The sequence below is a fragment of the Paraburkholderia sp. 2C genome (assembly GCF_054589215.1).
The window spans coordinates 470177-484140 of sequence record NZ_BAAILL010000049.1; the positions used below are offsets into that span (position 1 = coordinate 470177).

General features: G+C 62.6%; 14 protein-coding genes. 5 read left to right on the plus strand and 9 right to left on the minus strand.

Going from position 1 to position 13964, the window contains the following annotated elements; genetic code table 11:
* Positions 1-151 precede the first annotated feature (151 nt).
* Entirely contained in the window at positions 152-994 is an 843-nt protein-coding gene (locus ACYPXD_RS26395) for an outer membrane protein assembly factor BamE (RefSeq protein WP_459718178.1), read from the minus strand.
* Positions 995-1210: 216 nt separating this feature from the next.
* On the opposite strand from ACYPXD_RS26395, the gene fur reads away from it, so the two are divergent.
* Positions 1211-1639: a ferric iron uptake transcriptional regulator gene (fur, locus tag ACYPXD_RS26400; RefSeq protein WP_075158160.1), complete on the plus strand. Its 429-nt coding sequence runs from the start codon at positions 1211-1213 to the stop codon at positions 1637-1639.
* A 99-nt stretch (positions 1640-1738) separates the two neighbouring features.
* On the opposite strand, the gene ACYPXD_RS26405 is transcribed toward fur, so the two are convergent.
* The 3 genes from ACYPXD_RS26405 to ACYPXD_RS26415 all read right to left on the minus strand — a co-directional run bounded on the left by ACYPXD_RS26405 (position 1739) and on the right by ACYPXD_RS26415 (position 4662).
* Positions 1739-2227, minus strand: a complete 489-nt coding sequence (locus ACYPXD_RS26405; protein ID WP_459718182.1) for an ureidoglycolate lyase — start codon at positions 2225-2227, stop codon at positions 1739-1741.
* 29 nt (positions 2228-2256) lie between these two features.
* Positions 2257-3267, minus strand: a complete 1011-nt coding sequence (gene alc / locus ACYPXD_RS26410) for an allantoicase (protein ID WP_459718185.1) — start codon at positions 3265-3267, stop codon at positions 2257-2259.
* 66 nt (positions 3268-3333) lie between these two features.
* Entirely contained in the window at positions 3334-4662 is a 1329-nt protein-coding gene (locus ACYPXD_RS26415; RefSeq protein ID WP_459718188.1) for a C4-dicarboxylate transporter DctA, read from the minus strand.
* A 281-nt stretch (positions 4663-4943) separates the two neighbouring features.
* Between ACYPXD_RS26415 and ACYPXD_RS26420 the strand changes: the two genes are divergently transcribed.
* Positions 4944-5636 (plus strand): FadR/GntR family transcriptional regulator, encoded by a 693-nt coding sequence (locus tag ACYPXD_RS26420; RefSeq protein WP_459718191.1) that lies wholly within the window; start codon positions 4944-4946, stop codon positions 5634-5636.
* Positions 5637-5714: 78 nt separating this feature from the next.
* Here ACYPXD_RS26420 and gap read toward each other — a convergent pair whose 3' ends face one another.
* Complete coding sequence (gene gap / locus ACYPXD_RS26425) at positions 5715-6725, minus strand: type I glyceraldehyde-3-phosphate dehydrogenase (protein WP_459718195.1); 1011 nt, start codon at positions 6723-6725, stop codon at positions 5715-5717.
* 57 nt (positions 6726-6782) lie between these two features.
* Entirely contained in the window at positions 6783-8813 is a 2031-nt protein-coding gene (tkt, locus tag ACYPXD_RS26430; protein ID WP_459718198.1) for a transketolase, read from the minus strand.
* A gap of 310 nt (positions 8814-9123) precedes the next feature.
* Here tkt and speE point away from each other — a divergent pair, with 310 nt between their 5' ends.
* The 3 genes from speE (at position 9124) to ACYPXD_RS26445 (ending at position 11318) form a co-directional block, all read left to right on the plus strand.
* Positions 9124-10023, plus strand: a complete 900-nt coding sequence (gene speE / locus ACYPXD_RS26435) for a polyamine aminopropyltransferase (protein WP_459718202.1) — start codon at positions 9124-9126, stop codon at positions 10021-10023.
* A 121-nt stretch (positions 10024-10144) separates the two neighbouring features.
* A complete protein-coding gene (locus ACYPXD_RS26440; protein WP_459718205.1) occupies positions 10145-10558 on the plus strand; it encodes a VOC family protein in 414 nt (137 codons plus the stop codon).
* A 19-nt stretch (positions 10559-10577) separates the two neighbouring features.
* Positions 10578-11318 carry a 16S rRNA (uracil(1498)-N(3))-methyltransferase gene (locus ACYPXD_RS26445; RefSeq protein ID WP_459718209.1) on the plus strand — a complete coding sequence of 247 codons (741 nt, stop codon included), beginning with the start codon at positions 10578-10580 and terminating at the stop codon, positions 11316-11318.
* Positions 11319-11546: 228 nt separating this feature from the next.
* On the opposite strand, the gene ACYPXD_RS26450 is transcribed toward ACYPXD_RS26445, so the two are convergent.
* The 3 genes from ACYPXD_RS26450 to ACYPXD_RS26460 all read right to left on the minus strand — a co-directional run.
* Entirely contained in the window at positions 11547-12113 is a 567-nt protein-coding gene (locus tag ACYPXD_RS26450; RefSeq protein ID WP_459718212.1) for a barstar family protein, read from the minus strand.
* Positions 12114-12129: 16 nt separating this feature from the next.
* Positions 12130-12543 carry a ribonuclease gene (locus ACYPXD_RS26455; RefSeq protein WP_459718215.1) on the minus strand — a complete coding sequence of 138 codons (414 nt, stop codon included), beginning with the start codon at positions 12541-12543 and terminating at the stop codon, positions 12130-12132.
* A gap of 139 nt (positions 12544-12682) precedes the next feature.
* On the minus strand, positions 12683-13964 hold a 1282-nt coding region (locus tag ACYPXD_RS26460; protein ID WP_459718218.1), incomplete at its 5' end, for a reverse transcriptase domain-containing protein.

Sequence of the window (13964 nt, forward strand, 5' to 3'; positions counted from 1 at the left end):
CTCGGTAACGTGTCTCGCGACGTGACCCGGCAACGGCATTGGCCTGCACGCGCGTGTGCGGCAAGACGGAAACGGGCCGCTGAATCGACCACAAGGCGGACCACACTAAACGGACCTTGAAAGGCGCCGCCCGTTCCCGTCAATCAGACAATCAGGACGCCGGTTGCGACTGCGCCGGCGCCTGCGGACTGCTGCTCTGCGGACCCGTCGGCCCGACCGGATTGTCCTGCGGCAAACCCTGAATGGCGGGCGGCGGCGGACGCTGGAAGTGGAACTGCGGCTGGCCCGGCGCCGTGGCGTTTTGCGGCACACCGCCGTTCGACTGCGGCGTGCCCGCGCGCACCGACGGCGTCGTACCCGGCGCCGGCGACTGCACCGCGTTCGTCAGCCGGTTCGCGGCTTGCGCGGCCTGCGCGTTCGGATCTTCAGGCGGCAGATTGCCCGCTTGCGCCGCTTCGGCGGTCGGCGAAAGCGCCGTGTCCGACGCCGGCACTGCGGGCGGCTGCGGCCCCGCAGCAACGGCTGCCGATGCGCCGGAAGCCGCCGCAGCCGGCGCGCTCGCGCCGCTCGCCGCAAGCGCCGTCGCATGCGCCTTCTTGCCCGACTTGTCGCCGTCGATATCGGCGAGCAGTTCGAGATTCGACGGCAGATCTTCGCCGCCCGACCAGCTCGCAACGCGGTCGTTCGCGAAGATCACGATGAAATCGCGCTGCTGGACGATCGACGTCGAGCCGCGTTTGAAATAGAAGAGGTAGTCCCAGCGGTCCGCATGGAACATGTCCGTCAGCAACGGCGTGCCGAGCAACTGACGCACCTGCGCGCGCGACATGCCAACCTGCATTTGCGCCGCCGCTTCTTTCGACACGAAATTGCCCTGCACGACAGTAATGCGGTACGGCGTGATGCTCTGCGCGATTTTCTGCGTCACGCTATCGTATGTGGAACAGCCGGCAACCAGCGCGACGGCCGCCGCGGCGAGCAAGGTACTCCGCATGCGGCTCCCCCGGTAGAACAATACAGATTTTGGAATCATTTCCCTCACCGTGCGGGCTCTATTAGCCATGAACCAGAGCCACGAACAAGCCGCAAAATAAGCCGCAGAATTAGCCGCTATGAGTCACGTAGGTTTGCAAGTTTCCGTCGAAGATGACCTGAACGGCAAATCCAATTACTATGAGAACCCTGCATTGTACTCTAGGGATCCCTCGCCATGACCAATCCAACCGATCTCAAGAATATCGGGCTCAAGGCGACCCTACCGCGCCTCAAGATTCTCGAGATCTTCCAGCACAGCCCGGTCCGTCACCTCACGGCTGAAGACGTGTACCGCAATCTGCTGCATGAAGAGCTCGATATCGGTCTCGCGACGGTCTACCGGGTGCTCACGCAGTTCGAGCAGGCCGGCTTGCTCACGCGCAGCAATTTCGAATCGGGCAAGGCCGTTTTTGAGCTGAACGAAGGGACGCACCACGACCACCTCGTCTGCATCGACTGCGGTCTCGTCGAGGAATTCTTCGACCCCGAAATCGAGAACCGCCAGCAAGCCATCGCGAAGCAGCGCGGTTTCCGGCTCCAGGAGCATGCGCTCGCACTGTACGGCGCGTGCACAAAGGAAAACTGCCCGCATCGCAAGCACTGACGCGACACACAATATAAAAAAGACCCGTCCGATGAAAGTCGGACGGGTCTTTTTTGTCAGGCTAACCGAAGCTCGATACATCTACCGCCACGGCCACAGCTACAGCACGAGACGCCAAGGTTCGGCCAATGTCTGCTCATCGCAATTCGGCCCTTCGCCGCCGCGGTCGATCACGATGAAGTCGCTGACGCGATCGAGCGCAAGCAACGGATGGTGCCAGACGCCTTTCGCATAGTTGACGCCTTGCCAGCCCTGCGTAATGAACGCCCGCAGACGCGACGCGTCCAGTTCGCCGGCCGGCGCCACCACGATCGCATAACGTACGTCGGCAACCGGCAGAAACGCCTGGCTGCCGAGCGGATGCCGCTCCATCATCGAAATCTCGATCGGCAATGCGCGCGGCTGCCCACGAAACACGTTGATGAGCGGCCGGCCGCCGTGCTCGCCGACGTCGACGCGCGCGAGGTCATGAAAGCGCTCGGTCGTGCCGCCATTGATCGGATAGTGGCGCGCGCCTTCGAGTTCGATCACGTCGCCGAATGGCGCGAACGCTTCACGCGTCAGACGCTCGATTCGCAGTGTATTCATCGCCGCTACTCCCGATGTTTCATAGCCGGTTAGCCGATTTCTCCCCACAGACGCAGCCGCGACACGCCGCCGTCGGGAAAGATATTGAATCGTACATGCGTGACGGGGCCAAGCGTCGCCAGCTCCGCGGCGAACGTGTGCACGTGATCCATCTGCAGCTTCTGTTCCGGCAACAGCACGGGCCAGAACATCGCCTGTGTGACGAGCGAATCGTCGGTGCCGCCGGTGACCGTTGCGGCCTGCAGTGAACAACGGTCGGGAAAGTTACCCTTGAAGTGCGCGGTGTCGACTTCGACCTTGCGGATCGTGCCCGGCCGCGCCAACGCGACGATTGCCCAGTCGTTGCCGGGTTCGCGGCGGCGCCGCGTTTCCCAGCCGTCACCCATGTTCACGCCGCGGCCCGGCATCAGCATCTGCGACGCGGAACCAAAGTGCTGATTGTTTGCGGCGACCAGATACGCGCCGTTTTCGATTGCAGCAAGGTCGACCAGCGTGCCGCGCTCGACGCGCTCCCAGTCGCGCTTCGGCTGACCGTACACGCGCAGCCGCGCGAGACCGCCGTCCGGGTACAGATTCACGCGCAGATGCGTGAAAACCCGTGTGTCGTCGACCTCGACATAGTGATGCTGGTTACCTTGCAGCGTGGTCGGCGGCACCAGCATTTGCCAGTCGGCGTGATCGGGCGGCATCTCGGCGTCGGCGCAGCAGCCCTCGACCGACGCGGCCGGCGGAAAGTTGCCGGTGAAATGGCTCGTATCGAGATCCACGCCATGCACGACGCCGGCCCGCGCGAGCCGCAGCACGCAGTAGTCGTGGCCGGTCGTGCGCTTGCGGCGCGTCTCCCAGCCGTCCATCCACTTGCCGTGCTCGTCGTACTTGCCGGGGATGAACACGGCCGGCTGCGGATCGAGCATGCGCTCCTTCGGCGCGAAGAATTCGTCGCTGGCGAAGAGCGCCTTCGCGCCGAGGCGCGGATCGGCGAGATTCATGTAGCGGCGCGTGAAGGCGGGGGCGTTGGGATCGAGAACGGGTTGAGCCATGATGATTTACTCGCTGATCGGTCGATAAATGCGGTTGAAGACGTGTTGCATGCCGCCCCGTGTCGCTCACACCGCCGGCGCGTGGCCGTGGTGCTGCGTCTCCGCGGGCGTTTCGTTTTCCGCGGCGATGTAGCGGTAGCCGGGCGCGAGATTCAGCACCTGCCGGGCGCGCGCCTTGTCGATATCCGATTCCCACACCGCGACGACGACTGTCGCGACGCAGTTGCCGATCAGATTGGTCAGCGCCCGCGCGATGCCGACGAACCAGTCGACCGGCAGAATCAGCACAAGCCCAAGCACCGGAATCGCGGGAATCGCGGAAAGCGTCGCCGCGAGAATCACGATCGCGGAACCGGGAATGCCGTGCGCGCCCTTGGACGTCACCAGCGACACAAGCACGACGACGATCAGATCGTGCATCGACAGCGGCGTGTTGGTCGCTTGCGCGATGAAAATGACCGCGAGCGTCAGATAGATCGAGAAGCCGTCGAGATTGAACGAGTAGCCGGTCGGAATCACGAGGCCGACGGTCGAATCCTTGACGCCCATCCATTCGAGCTTGCGCATGATCTGCGGCAGCACCGCATCGGACGACGCCGTGCCGAGCACGATCGACAGCTCCTCGCGAAGGTAGCGGATCAGCTTGAAGATGCTCAAGCCGGAAAGCCGCATCACGATGCCGAGCACGACCGCGACAAACACGATGCAGCACGCGTAGAACACGACGACCAGCATGCCGAGCTGCTTCAGCGAAGCGACGCCATAGGTGCCGGTGGTGAACGCAATCGCGCCGAGCACGCCGAGCGGCGCGAGCTTGATGATGAAGCCCATCACGCGGAAGAACACATGCGACAGTTCTTCGATGAGCCCGTTGACGCGCTGCGCCCGCTCGCCGAGCAGCGACAGCGCGGAGCCGAACAGCACCGAGAACACGAGAATCTGCAGAATGTCGCCCTTCGCGAAGGCGTCGATCGCCGTTTCGGGAATGATCTTCAGCAGAAAGCCTGCGGTGTCCTTGAGGCTCCTGGCGTGCTCCGTGTAGGTGGCGAGCGACGCCGCATCGAGCGAATGCAGATCGATGTTCATGCCGACGCCGGGCCGCGTCACATAGGCGAGCACCGCGCCGATCACGAGCGCGATCGTCGTCATGATTTCGAAGTAGACGACCGCTTTCACGCCGACGCGACCGACTTTCTTCAGATCGCCGGCGTTCGCCATTCCGCTTACGACCACGCAGAACACGATCGGCCCGATCACCATCTTGATCAGCTTGAGGAAGCCGTCCCCGAGCGGCCGCAGCGACTGCGCGAAATGGGGAAATAGCGCGCCGATCACGATGCCCGCAACGAGCGCGATCACCACCCGGCCAAACAGCGAATTGAAGAACTTCGACACGGCCTTCTCCCGGTTACGGATTGCTTCTACAAAACCACTTCCAATCAAAACCACCTCTGTTCATACTGGTCCGACCAGTACTGTCATGGCGGATAGTAGGAAGCCGATATCGTCGCGTCAAGGACGTTAAGAGCGGTGTTTACCCGTGCATTTCGCGCGGCTTTTTGGCGTGCTATTTGAAGACGGCATTGCACGCCCATTCGTTTCGGGCGCCCGGATGGTGTGCTTTGCCAAAACGCGGACTACAATGCTGGTCAGACCACGCTCGAGTCCGCGCGATCATGAAGAACGTTCCGCATACCGTCACCGACGCCGCCATCGCCACGATCCGCGAACGGATCGAAGGCGGCGTCTACCCCGTCGGCAGTCTGCTGCCCGCGCAACGTCAGCTTTCCGAAGAGCTGTCGATCAGCCGCGCGTCGCTGCGCGAAGCCCTGACGACGCTCGAGGCGCTCGGGTTGCTCGCGATCCGCGCGGGTAAAGGCGTGTATGTGCAAAACGCGAAGGCATCGAGCGTGCATCCGTGGCGATTCGCCGACCAGTCTTCACTGCCCGACACCTACCAGATGCGCTACGCGCTCGAAGGTTTTGCCGCGCGCATGGCAGCGCTCGCGATCAGCGAAGACGACGTCGCATGGTTCGAGGACAACATCGCCGCGCTGCAATCAGCGCTGATGGCGAGCGAACTCGACGAAGCCGCGCAGCTCGACTTCGAATTTCACATGCGGATCGTGAATATCGCCGGCAATGCGGCGATCGAGGCGGTCCTGCGCAGCAGCGCGGACATCATGAAGGAAAGCCAACGCATGCCGTTCTACCGGCGCGAGCTGGTGTTATCGACGTACCACGAGCACCGGGCGATTCTCGACGCGCTCAAGGCGCGCGATTCAGCCTTGGCCGGCCACGCGATCGAAACGCATATCGCGAATGCGGCACAGCGCGCGGGCGTTTATTTTCCAACGCCGCAAAAATAAAAAAGGCTGCCCTGCAAACCGCAGGACAGCCTTCGTGCAGCAACGCGACGCTGATGCAGCGTCCGTTATTCGCGTGCTTTACTTCGCGTTCGCAAACGCCACCGCCGTATCGAGCATGCGGTTCGAGAAGCCCCACTCGTTGTCGTACCAGCTCGACACTTTCACGAGACGGCCCGACACCTTCGTGAGCGTCGCATCGAACGTCGACGAAGCCGGGTTGTGGTTGAAGTCGATCGACACGAGCGGCGCCGTGTTGTAGCCGAGAATGCCCTTGAGCGAGCCTTCCGACGCTTCCTTCATGATCGCGTTCACTTCATCGACCGTCGTGTCGCGCTTGGCAATAAACGACAGATCGACGATCGACACGTTGATGGTCGGAACACGAATCGCGTAGCCGTCCAGCTTGCCCGCCAGTTCCGGCAGCACCAGACCGATCGCCGACGCAGCGCCCGTCTTGGTCGGGATCTGGCTGTGCGTGGCGGAACGCGCGCGGCGCAGGTCTTCGTGATAGACGTCGGTCAGCACCTGGTCGTTCGTGTACGCGTGAATCGTCGTCATCAGGCCGCTTTCGAGGCCGATCTTGTCGCTCAGCGGCTTGACGAGCGGGGCGAGGCAGTTCGTCGTGCACGATGCGTTCGAGATGACCGTGTGCTCGGCCTTCAGCGCATGGTGGTTCACGCCGTAGACGATCGTCGCGTCGACGTCCTTGCCGCCCGGCGCCGAGATGATCACCTTCTTCGCGCCGCCCTTCAGGTGCGCGCTCGCCTTTTCCTTGGTCGTGAAAAAGCCCGTGCACTCCATCACGACGTCGACGCCGAGATCGCCCCACGGCAGTTCGGCCGGGTTGCGGTTCGCGAGCACGCGGATCTTGTCGCCGTTCACGACGAGGTTCTCGCCGTCCACCTTCACTTCGCCCGGGAAGCGGCCATGCGCGGTGTCGTACTGGGTCAGATGCGCATTGGTGTTGGCATCGCCGAGGTCGTTGATCGCCACGATCTGCAGGTCGTGCTTCTTGCCGTTCTCGTAGAACGCACGCAGCGTGTTTCGGCCAATCCGGCCATAGCCGTTGATTGCGACGCGAATCGTCATTGCTCTCTCCTGGTGACTAAAAAAATCTGCACGTTGCGGCTGCGGCGCGCATGCGCGTCAGCCGAGCGCGGCTTTCGCCGTCTCCACCACCTTTTCGACGGTAAAGCCGAAATGCTTGAAAAGCGCACCGGCGGGCGCCGATTCGCCGAACGTGTCGATCCCGACCACGCCGCCTTCGAGGCCCACATACTTGCGCCAGAATTCCGTCACGCCCGCTTCGATCGCGACGCGGCGCACGCCTGCCGGCAACACGCGTTCGCGATACGCGGCGTCCTGACGGTCGAACACGTTGGTCGACGGCATCGACACCACGCGCGCCGCGATGCCTTCGCGCGCGAGCGGCTCGACCGCTTTCATCGCGAGTTCCACTTCCGAACCCGTCGCGAGCAGGATCACCTTGCGCGCGGGCACGTCGTCGTTCCAGTCGCGCAACACATAGCCGCCTTTCGCGATATTCGCGATCTGCGCATCGGTGCGTTCCGAAAACTGCAGATTTTGCCGGCTGAAGATCAGGCACGACGGACCTTTGTGCTCGATCGACTGAACCCACGACACCGCCGTTTCCACGGTATCCGCGGGACGCCACACTGTGATATGCGGAATCAGACGCAAGCTCGCGACATGCTCGACGGACTGGTGCGTCGGGCCATCTTCGCCGAGGCCGATCGAATCGTGCGTGAACACGAAAATGCTCGGTGCCTTCATCAGCGCGGCGACGCGCAGCGCGTTACGGCTGTAGTCGGAGAACGTCAGGAACGTGCCGCCGAAGGCCTTGTAACCGCCATGCACGGTGATGCCGTTCAGCGCGGCGCTCATGCCGAACTCGCGCACGCCATAGTTCACGTGATTGCCCCACTGGATGCCGCTCGCGCCTTCCTTGCGCGCACGCACCGGCTTCGACGCTTTCCAGTTCGTGAGGTTCGAGCCCGTCAGGTCGGCCGAGCCGCCGAGCAGTTCCGGCAGCGCCGCGGCGAGACCTTCGATGGTCTGCTGCGAAGCCTTGCGCGTCGCGACCGTTTCCTTGCGGTCGTTCGCGCCGGCGATGATGGCCTGCGCTTTTTGCGACCAGTCGTCGGGCAGCTTGCCGGCCATCCGGCGTTCGAACTCGACGGCTTCCTTCGGATACTTCGCCTTGTAGTCGGCGAAACGCTTGTTCCATTCGCCTTCGACGCTCGCCCCCGACTCCTTCGCATCCCATGCCGCATAGACTTCCTGCGGAATCACGAACGGCTCCGAGGTCCAGCCGATATTCGCGCGCGTCGCCGCGATTTCGTCGGCGCCGAGCGGCGCGCCGTGCGCGTCGTGCGAGCCCGCCTTGTGCGGCGCACCTTCGCCGATCACGGTCTTGCAGCAGATCAGCGTCGGCTTGTCCGACTGCTTCGCTTTCCTGATTGCCGCGTCAACCGCCTCGACGTCGTCGCCCTTGACGTTCGGAATCACGTTCCAGCCGTATGCCTCGAAACGCTTCGGCGTGTCGTCGTGGAACCAGTTGACCACTTCACCATCGATCGAAATGCCGTTGTCGTCGTAGAAGCAGATCAGCTTGTTCAGCTTCAGCGTGCCCGCGAACGAACAGGCTTCGTGCGAGATGCCTTCCATCAGACAGCCGTCGCCGAGGAACACATACGTGTGGTGATCGACGATCTTCGCGTCCGGCTTGTTGAACTCCTCCGCCAGCAACGCCTCCGCGAGCGCCATACCGACCGAATTCGCGAGACCCTGGCCAAGCGGGCCCGTGGTCGTTTCGACGCCTGCCGTCATGCCGTATTCCGGATGGCCCGGCGTCTTCGAATGCAGTTGACGGAAGTTCTTGAGCTCCTCCATCGGCAGGTCGTAACCGGTCAGATGCAGCAGCGAATACAGCAGCATCGAGCCGTGACCGTTCGACAGTACGAAGCGGTCACGGTCCGCCCAGTGCGGATTCGTCGGGTTATGACGCAGATGGCGCGACCACAGCGCGACGGCAATTTCCGCCATGCCCATCGGCATGCCGGGGTGGCCTGAATTCGCCTTCTGAACGGCATCCATTGCCAGCGCGCGAATCGCGTTGGCCATCTGGGAGGTCGGGGCGGGAGAGGAGGTCGTCATGTCTAGATCCGGAGAACGAGTCCAAAAAGCGAGGCGCGGGCGGAGGGTCCGGACAGCCTGGCGGCCAGTGAGCCTCCGTCAACGCGCTTCCAGAGACAACATCGGGCAACTACTTCGGGAAGCGTCATCGGGAGATCGAGACCAGACGCCGGTGACGCGGTACGACCAGGCAATCGGACGCGGCTGAAAGCGGAATATTCTAACAGAGGATCGGCTTTGTCCCTCTTGTCGAGGGGGCGTGGCACGGCTCTTCGGCCCTTATAATCGGCGGATCGCAACTTGACGCGCCTCGTTTGCGCACCGCAGCTCCGTGAGCGTTTCGCTACTGTTCGAGCCCGCGCCCGACGCGGTCTACGGTTTTCCGAATGCGCGTCAGATCGTACGCGTCGATTCGCCGCACCAGCGCATCGAAGTCTGGGATACGCCGCAGCTCGGCCGTCTCTTCACGCTCGACGGGCAACCCATGACGTCGGCCGGCGACGAGTTCATCTATCACGAATGCATGACGCACCCGGCCGCGCTCGCGCATCCGGCGCCGCGCGCGGCGCTCGTGCTCGGCGGCGGCGATGGCGGCGCGGCGAAGCAGCTGCTCGCGCATCCGGGCATCGAGCGGATCGTCGTGGCCGAACTCGACGCTGACGTCGTGCGGCTCACGCGCGAACATCTGCCCGATGTGCACGGCGGCGCGTTCGTTAATCCGCGCGTCGAACTCGTGATCGGCGATGCCGCGAAGTATGTCGCGCAGTGCGTTGCGCAACAGGCTGCATGCGCGCCGGGCACAATGCCGTTCGATCTCGTCGTGTTCGATCTGACGCCGCCCGATTCGCCGGCCGCGGACCTCTATACGCCGGCTTTTTTCGCGGACCTGAAACGCATCCTTGCACCGCAGGCCGCCATCTCGCTGCATCTGGGCTCGCCGTACTTTCATGCGGCCCGCGTCACCGCGCTATTGACGAGCCTGCAGCAGGCGTTCGCGATCGTTCGCCCGCTCGCCGCCTATGTGCCGCTCTACGGTTCGCTGTGGATGATGGCGATTGCAAGCGACACGCTCGACCCCGTTTTGCTCACCGAACATGAACTCGCCGCGCGTCTCGCGCAACGCGGTCTGCACGGACTGCGCTTTTACGATGCGGCGCTGCACGCGGCGCTGTTCTCGGCTCCGCATGCGGTGCGCGATAAACTAGGCCGATTCTTAAAGCCGTCGCCATGACAGTCATGCACAATGCCCCGCTTTGTCCGTCGCCGCTCCCTGCATCCGGCCCAGCGGCGAAGCGTCGGGCAGCAAAAGCAAACGGCGACGATCGGACGCCCCCAAGGTTCAGGAGAGCTCGATGACTTCCCCACGCCCAGCCGGAGTGCCGTGGCTCACCCCGTATCTGACGGTCCGCGATGCACGCATGGCGATCGCCTTCTACGAAGCCGCACTCGGCTTTCGCGTGCGCGACAGCGTACACGACGACGGCGCACTGATGCATGTCGAGATGACGTATCAGGATCAGCTGATCGTGATGTTCGCGCCGGAAGGCGCATTCGGCTCGAAGGCGAAGACGCCCAAAAGCGCGAGCGCAATCGCCCCGCAGTCCTTCTACCTGTACGTCGACGATGTCGATGCCGTATTTGCCCGCGCCATCGCGGCCGGCGCGAAATCGCTGAGCGCGCCGCAAGATCAGTTCTGGGGCGACCGCTTCGCGCAGATCGAAGATCCGGACGGCTACCGCTGGGCGCTGGCGCGCCATCTGTCGTAAATCAATGAGAACTTCGCTTATGCCCCGCTTTTTCGTCGGGACCGCGCTGACGTCCGGCGACGTCGTCACGCTGCCCGATGACGTCAATCGGCACGTTCAGGTGCTGCGCCTGCAGCCCGGCGACACGATCACGCTATTCAACGGGACGGGCGGCGAGTACGGCGCGGAAGTCGTCGAAATGGAACGGCGCGGTTCGACCGTGCGCATCGACGACTTTCGCGATGCCGAAGCCGAGCCGCCATATCACCTGACGCTCGCGCAGGGCATCGCGGGCAGCGACAAGATGGACTGGCTGATCGAGAAGGCCGTGGAACTCGGCGCATCGGCGTTCGCGCCGCTCACCACGACCCGCAGCGTGGTACGCCTCTCCGGTGAGCGCGCGCAGCGCCGGCAAGTGCACTGGCAGCGCATCGTGCAGGCATCGTGCGAGCAATGCGGGCGCAATCGCCTGCCGGAAGTTTTACCGACGCGCGAACTCGCGACATGGCTTGGCTCGATGCCGAAAGAGCCGGAAGACGGTGAATTGCGGCTGCTGCTGTCGCCGCGCGCGAGCGTGCCGTTCTCGGCATTGACGCATGAGCCGCCGAAGCGGCGCGCGTTCGTGCTGATCGGCCCCGAAGGCGGGTTTTCCGCCGCGGAAGAGGCAGCGGCAACGAGCCACGGCTTTACCGCCGTCGGGCTCGGACCCCGTGTGTTGCGGACCGAAACCGCCGGGATCGCGGTGCTATCCGCGCTGGCCGCGCGCTGGGGCGGTTGGTGAACTGCCGCCCGGCGCCGGTCATACCTGCGCCGTATCGCGGCTACGGAAAGGGCCAAACAAAAAGCGCCAAACGGAAAGGGCCAAACAAAAAGGGCCCGCCGATCAAATATCAGCGGGCCCTTTTCCTATCTTATGAAGCAATGGCGAGATCGGCGCGGCGTGCTTGAACGGTTCGCCGGTTCATTGAGCCCCTCGAAAAACCGAACCGCATCCCACCGCGCGATCGGTTCAGGCGAACGAGTAAAACACCCTGAACGCGACCTTCCGCTCGGCCCAGAACTCCGCGGCCTCGCGGAACACGTCGAGCAGCGTCTCACGTGCTTCCTTGTCGAACTTCGTCGCGACCGGCAGCGCCTCGAGCACGATCACGAAGCCCGGTTGCGCACCCGCCTTCGCGACAAGGTCCGTCAGGCAGTCGTACAACGCGTCGTAATTCTTGCCGAAGTGCTTCGGAAACAGGAATGACGTCGCGATGGTTTCCATCACCTCCTGTTTGCTCTGCGCATTTCCACAGCAGGCAAACAGAAAATGCTGGCCGAGTTTCTGCGCTTCGTCGGCCAGATCCTGGACGCGAAAAGCGCGAATCGACTGTACGATATTCGGTCGTACGGTCGCGAAAAGACTCATGGAATCCTCGTTCGATGAATGCGCCGTACCGGCTTCGTGCCCGACCGTGCCGCCCTGACCTTCTCCGGCCTCGCGCATCTGCATGACGCGCTGAAACAGATTGCCGCTACCGGCGGCAAAAAGATCCCTCGCGACTTTGCGGTCGTGCGCGTAGATGTTGTCGCTCATGCCGTATGTCCCGATGTCATTCAATGATGCGATTAAAACTGGCGTAGTGATCGTCGCTGTAATAACAGTTGTCGGTTCGCCTTAACGGGCCGCCGCAGACGATGCGACGCGCTCCGCGGTTATGCGCGCGCGGCGTGGGAACGGTGTATTCGTGGTAATAGCCCCGCTGGCGCGGCGGCAGCAACCGCTCACGATTGCCGAATACGACGCCATCCTTCTCATACGGGTAAGGCCCGCCCGCTGCAATCAAGTTCAACGTTTTGACTGCTTCCGGCGGCAACTGCGCTACCGCGACGGTGTCAGTGCTGCCCGGTACGGTGACGTCGCGGCCGAAGGCCACGGACACGGCGCCAGGCGCAAAACCGCTGCACAGACCGCCGACCGACAGGACGGCGACCAGCACGCCGTTGCGAAGCCACCTGCGTGCCATGAATCAGGGTTCCCGCTGTTAGATCACGAGTTTGACGACCATGGAGGGTAGCCCCCTTTCCTCGCGGAAAAGGAGCCCCCTAAGAACTGTACGTGCGAGTTTCCCCGCATACAGCTCAAGCCTACTTACAAAGTCCTGTCTATGTCAGAACCAGCTTAGTTACTGCGAGTTTACCAGCGTGCACCTGCTGATGGCAGTGTGGGTGAAGTAACACTCTGTTAGACAAGGCGTCGGTGCCGCCAGTCATCCGATACTCCAGATGGTGGTCATGCCATCCCGTCTCATCTGTCAGAGGACACGCACAGTGCGCACACAGCCCGCCCTGTGACATGTACAGCGATGCCCATTGCTTGCGGTAGCGTGTGGACACCCACATGCGTTCCTGACGCAACTGCTCACCGTACTCTTCCCACCGCGGATCGAAGGGGTTGAACTCGCCCTTGACCTTTTTGTGGCGCTGGATCGGGGTACTGCTCATCCGATACATCTCCAGCAACCACTTGCTACCATCGCCCGCAACCATAGGAGCGCCAAACACCCAACTTCGCTCACCCACAATGTGAAAGTACTTCTTTTTCACCCAATCGGTGTTCTTATTCGGGTGCCGCCTCTTTGACCACCGCCAGACCCTCTGGAAAACCAGATGATCCATGCGGCTGTACGCCTGCTTGGCAACCACCGGACTGTGATACTGCGCCCAGCCCCGTAGCATCGGGTTCAGCAGGAGAATAAGCCCCTCCGGCGTCGCCTCTTTGTTACTGCTGATCGTATCCGCCACCTTGCGGTAGAACGTTTTCACGTTCTTCCGGCTAGGCTTGATGAGCAGCTTCCCCGAATACTTCCGGAAATTCCACCCAAGGAAATCAAAGCCTTCGTCAATGTGGGTGATCCGCGTTTTCTCCTCCGACAGTTGCAGCCCCCGAACAGCAAGGAACGCTTCCACCCAAGGCCTGACCTCGCTTTCCAGCATCTCTTTCGAGTCGCTGGTAATCACGAAGTCATCCGCGTACCGCACCACATTCACCTTCAGCTTCTTCGCCTTCGCGATCCCGAATCTCGCACCGAGGTGCGCAACCAGTTCACGTTCCAGCCCGTTCAGCGTCACGTTTGCCAGCGTCGGGGAGATGATTCCTCCCTGCGGCGTACCAGCCTCAGTCGCCTGTAGCTGCCCCTTGTAAATCAGGCCAGCCTTCAACCATTTCCGGAGAATCTGCCTGTCCATCGGGACATGGTTCTCCAGCCAGTCATGATTGATATGGTCAAAGCACCCCTTGATATCCGCTTCCAGTACCCACGGCGCTGAGTTGCGACGGGACATGACAACGAAAATCTGGGACATGGCGTCGGCCGTCGAGCGGTTGATCCTGAACCCATACGAGTTCGGGTCGCTCGTGGACTCCGCCACCGGCTCCAGTGCCAGC

Excerpts from the sequence above, each read along its gene's own strand:
- fur (WP_075158160.1), top strand. The coding sequence starts at position 1,211 with ATGACCAATCCAACCGATCTCAAGAATATCGGGCTCAAGGCGACCCTA.
- ACYPXD_RS26445 (WP_459718209.1), top strand. The coding sequence starts at position 10,578 with ATGCCCCGCTTTTTCGTCGGGACCGCGCTGACGTCCGGCGACGTCGTC.
- tkt (WP_459718198.1), bottom strand. The coding sequence starts at position 8,813 with ATGACGACCTCCTCTCCCGCCCCGACCTCCCAGATGGCCAACGCGATT.
- gap (WP_459718195.1), bottom strand. The coding sequence starts at position 6,725 with ATGACGATTCGCGTCGCAATCAACGGCTATGGCCGGATTGGCCGAAAC.
- ACYPXD_RS26455 (WP_459718215.1), bottom strand. The coding sequence starts at position 12,543 with ATGGCACGCAGGTGGCTTCGCAACGGCGTGCTGGTCGCCGTCCTGTCG.
- ACYPXD_RS26450 (WP_459718212.1), bottom strand. The coding sequence starts at position 12,113 with ATGAGCGACAACATCTACGCGCACGACCGCAAAGTCGCGAGGGATCTT.
- ACYPXD_RS26395 (WP_459718178.1), bottom strand. The coding sequence starts at position 994 with ATGCGGAGTACCTTGCTCGCCGCGGCGGCCGTCGCGCTGGTTGCCGGC.
- alc (WP_459718185.1), bottom strand. The coding sequence starts at position 3,267 with ATGGCTCAACCCGTTCTCGATCCCAACGCCCCCGCCTTCACGCGCCGC.
- ACYPXD_RS26405 (WP_459718182.1), bottom strand. The coding sequence starts at position 2,227 with ATGAATACACTGCGAATCGAGCGTCTGACGCGTGAAGCGTTCGCGCCA.
- ACYPXD_RS26440 (WP_459718205.1), top strand. The coding sequence starts at position 10,145 with ATGACTTCCCCACGCCCAGCCGGAGTGCCGTGGCTCACCCCGTATCTG.
- ACYPXD_RS26420 (WP_459718191.1), top strand. The coding sequence starts at position 4,944 with ATGAAGAACGTTCCGCATACCGTCACCGACGCCGCCATCGCCACGATC.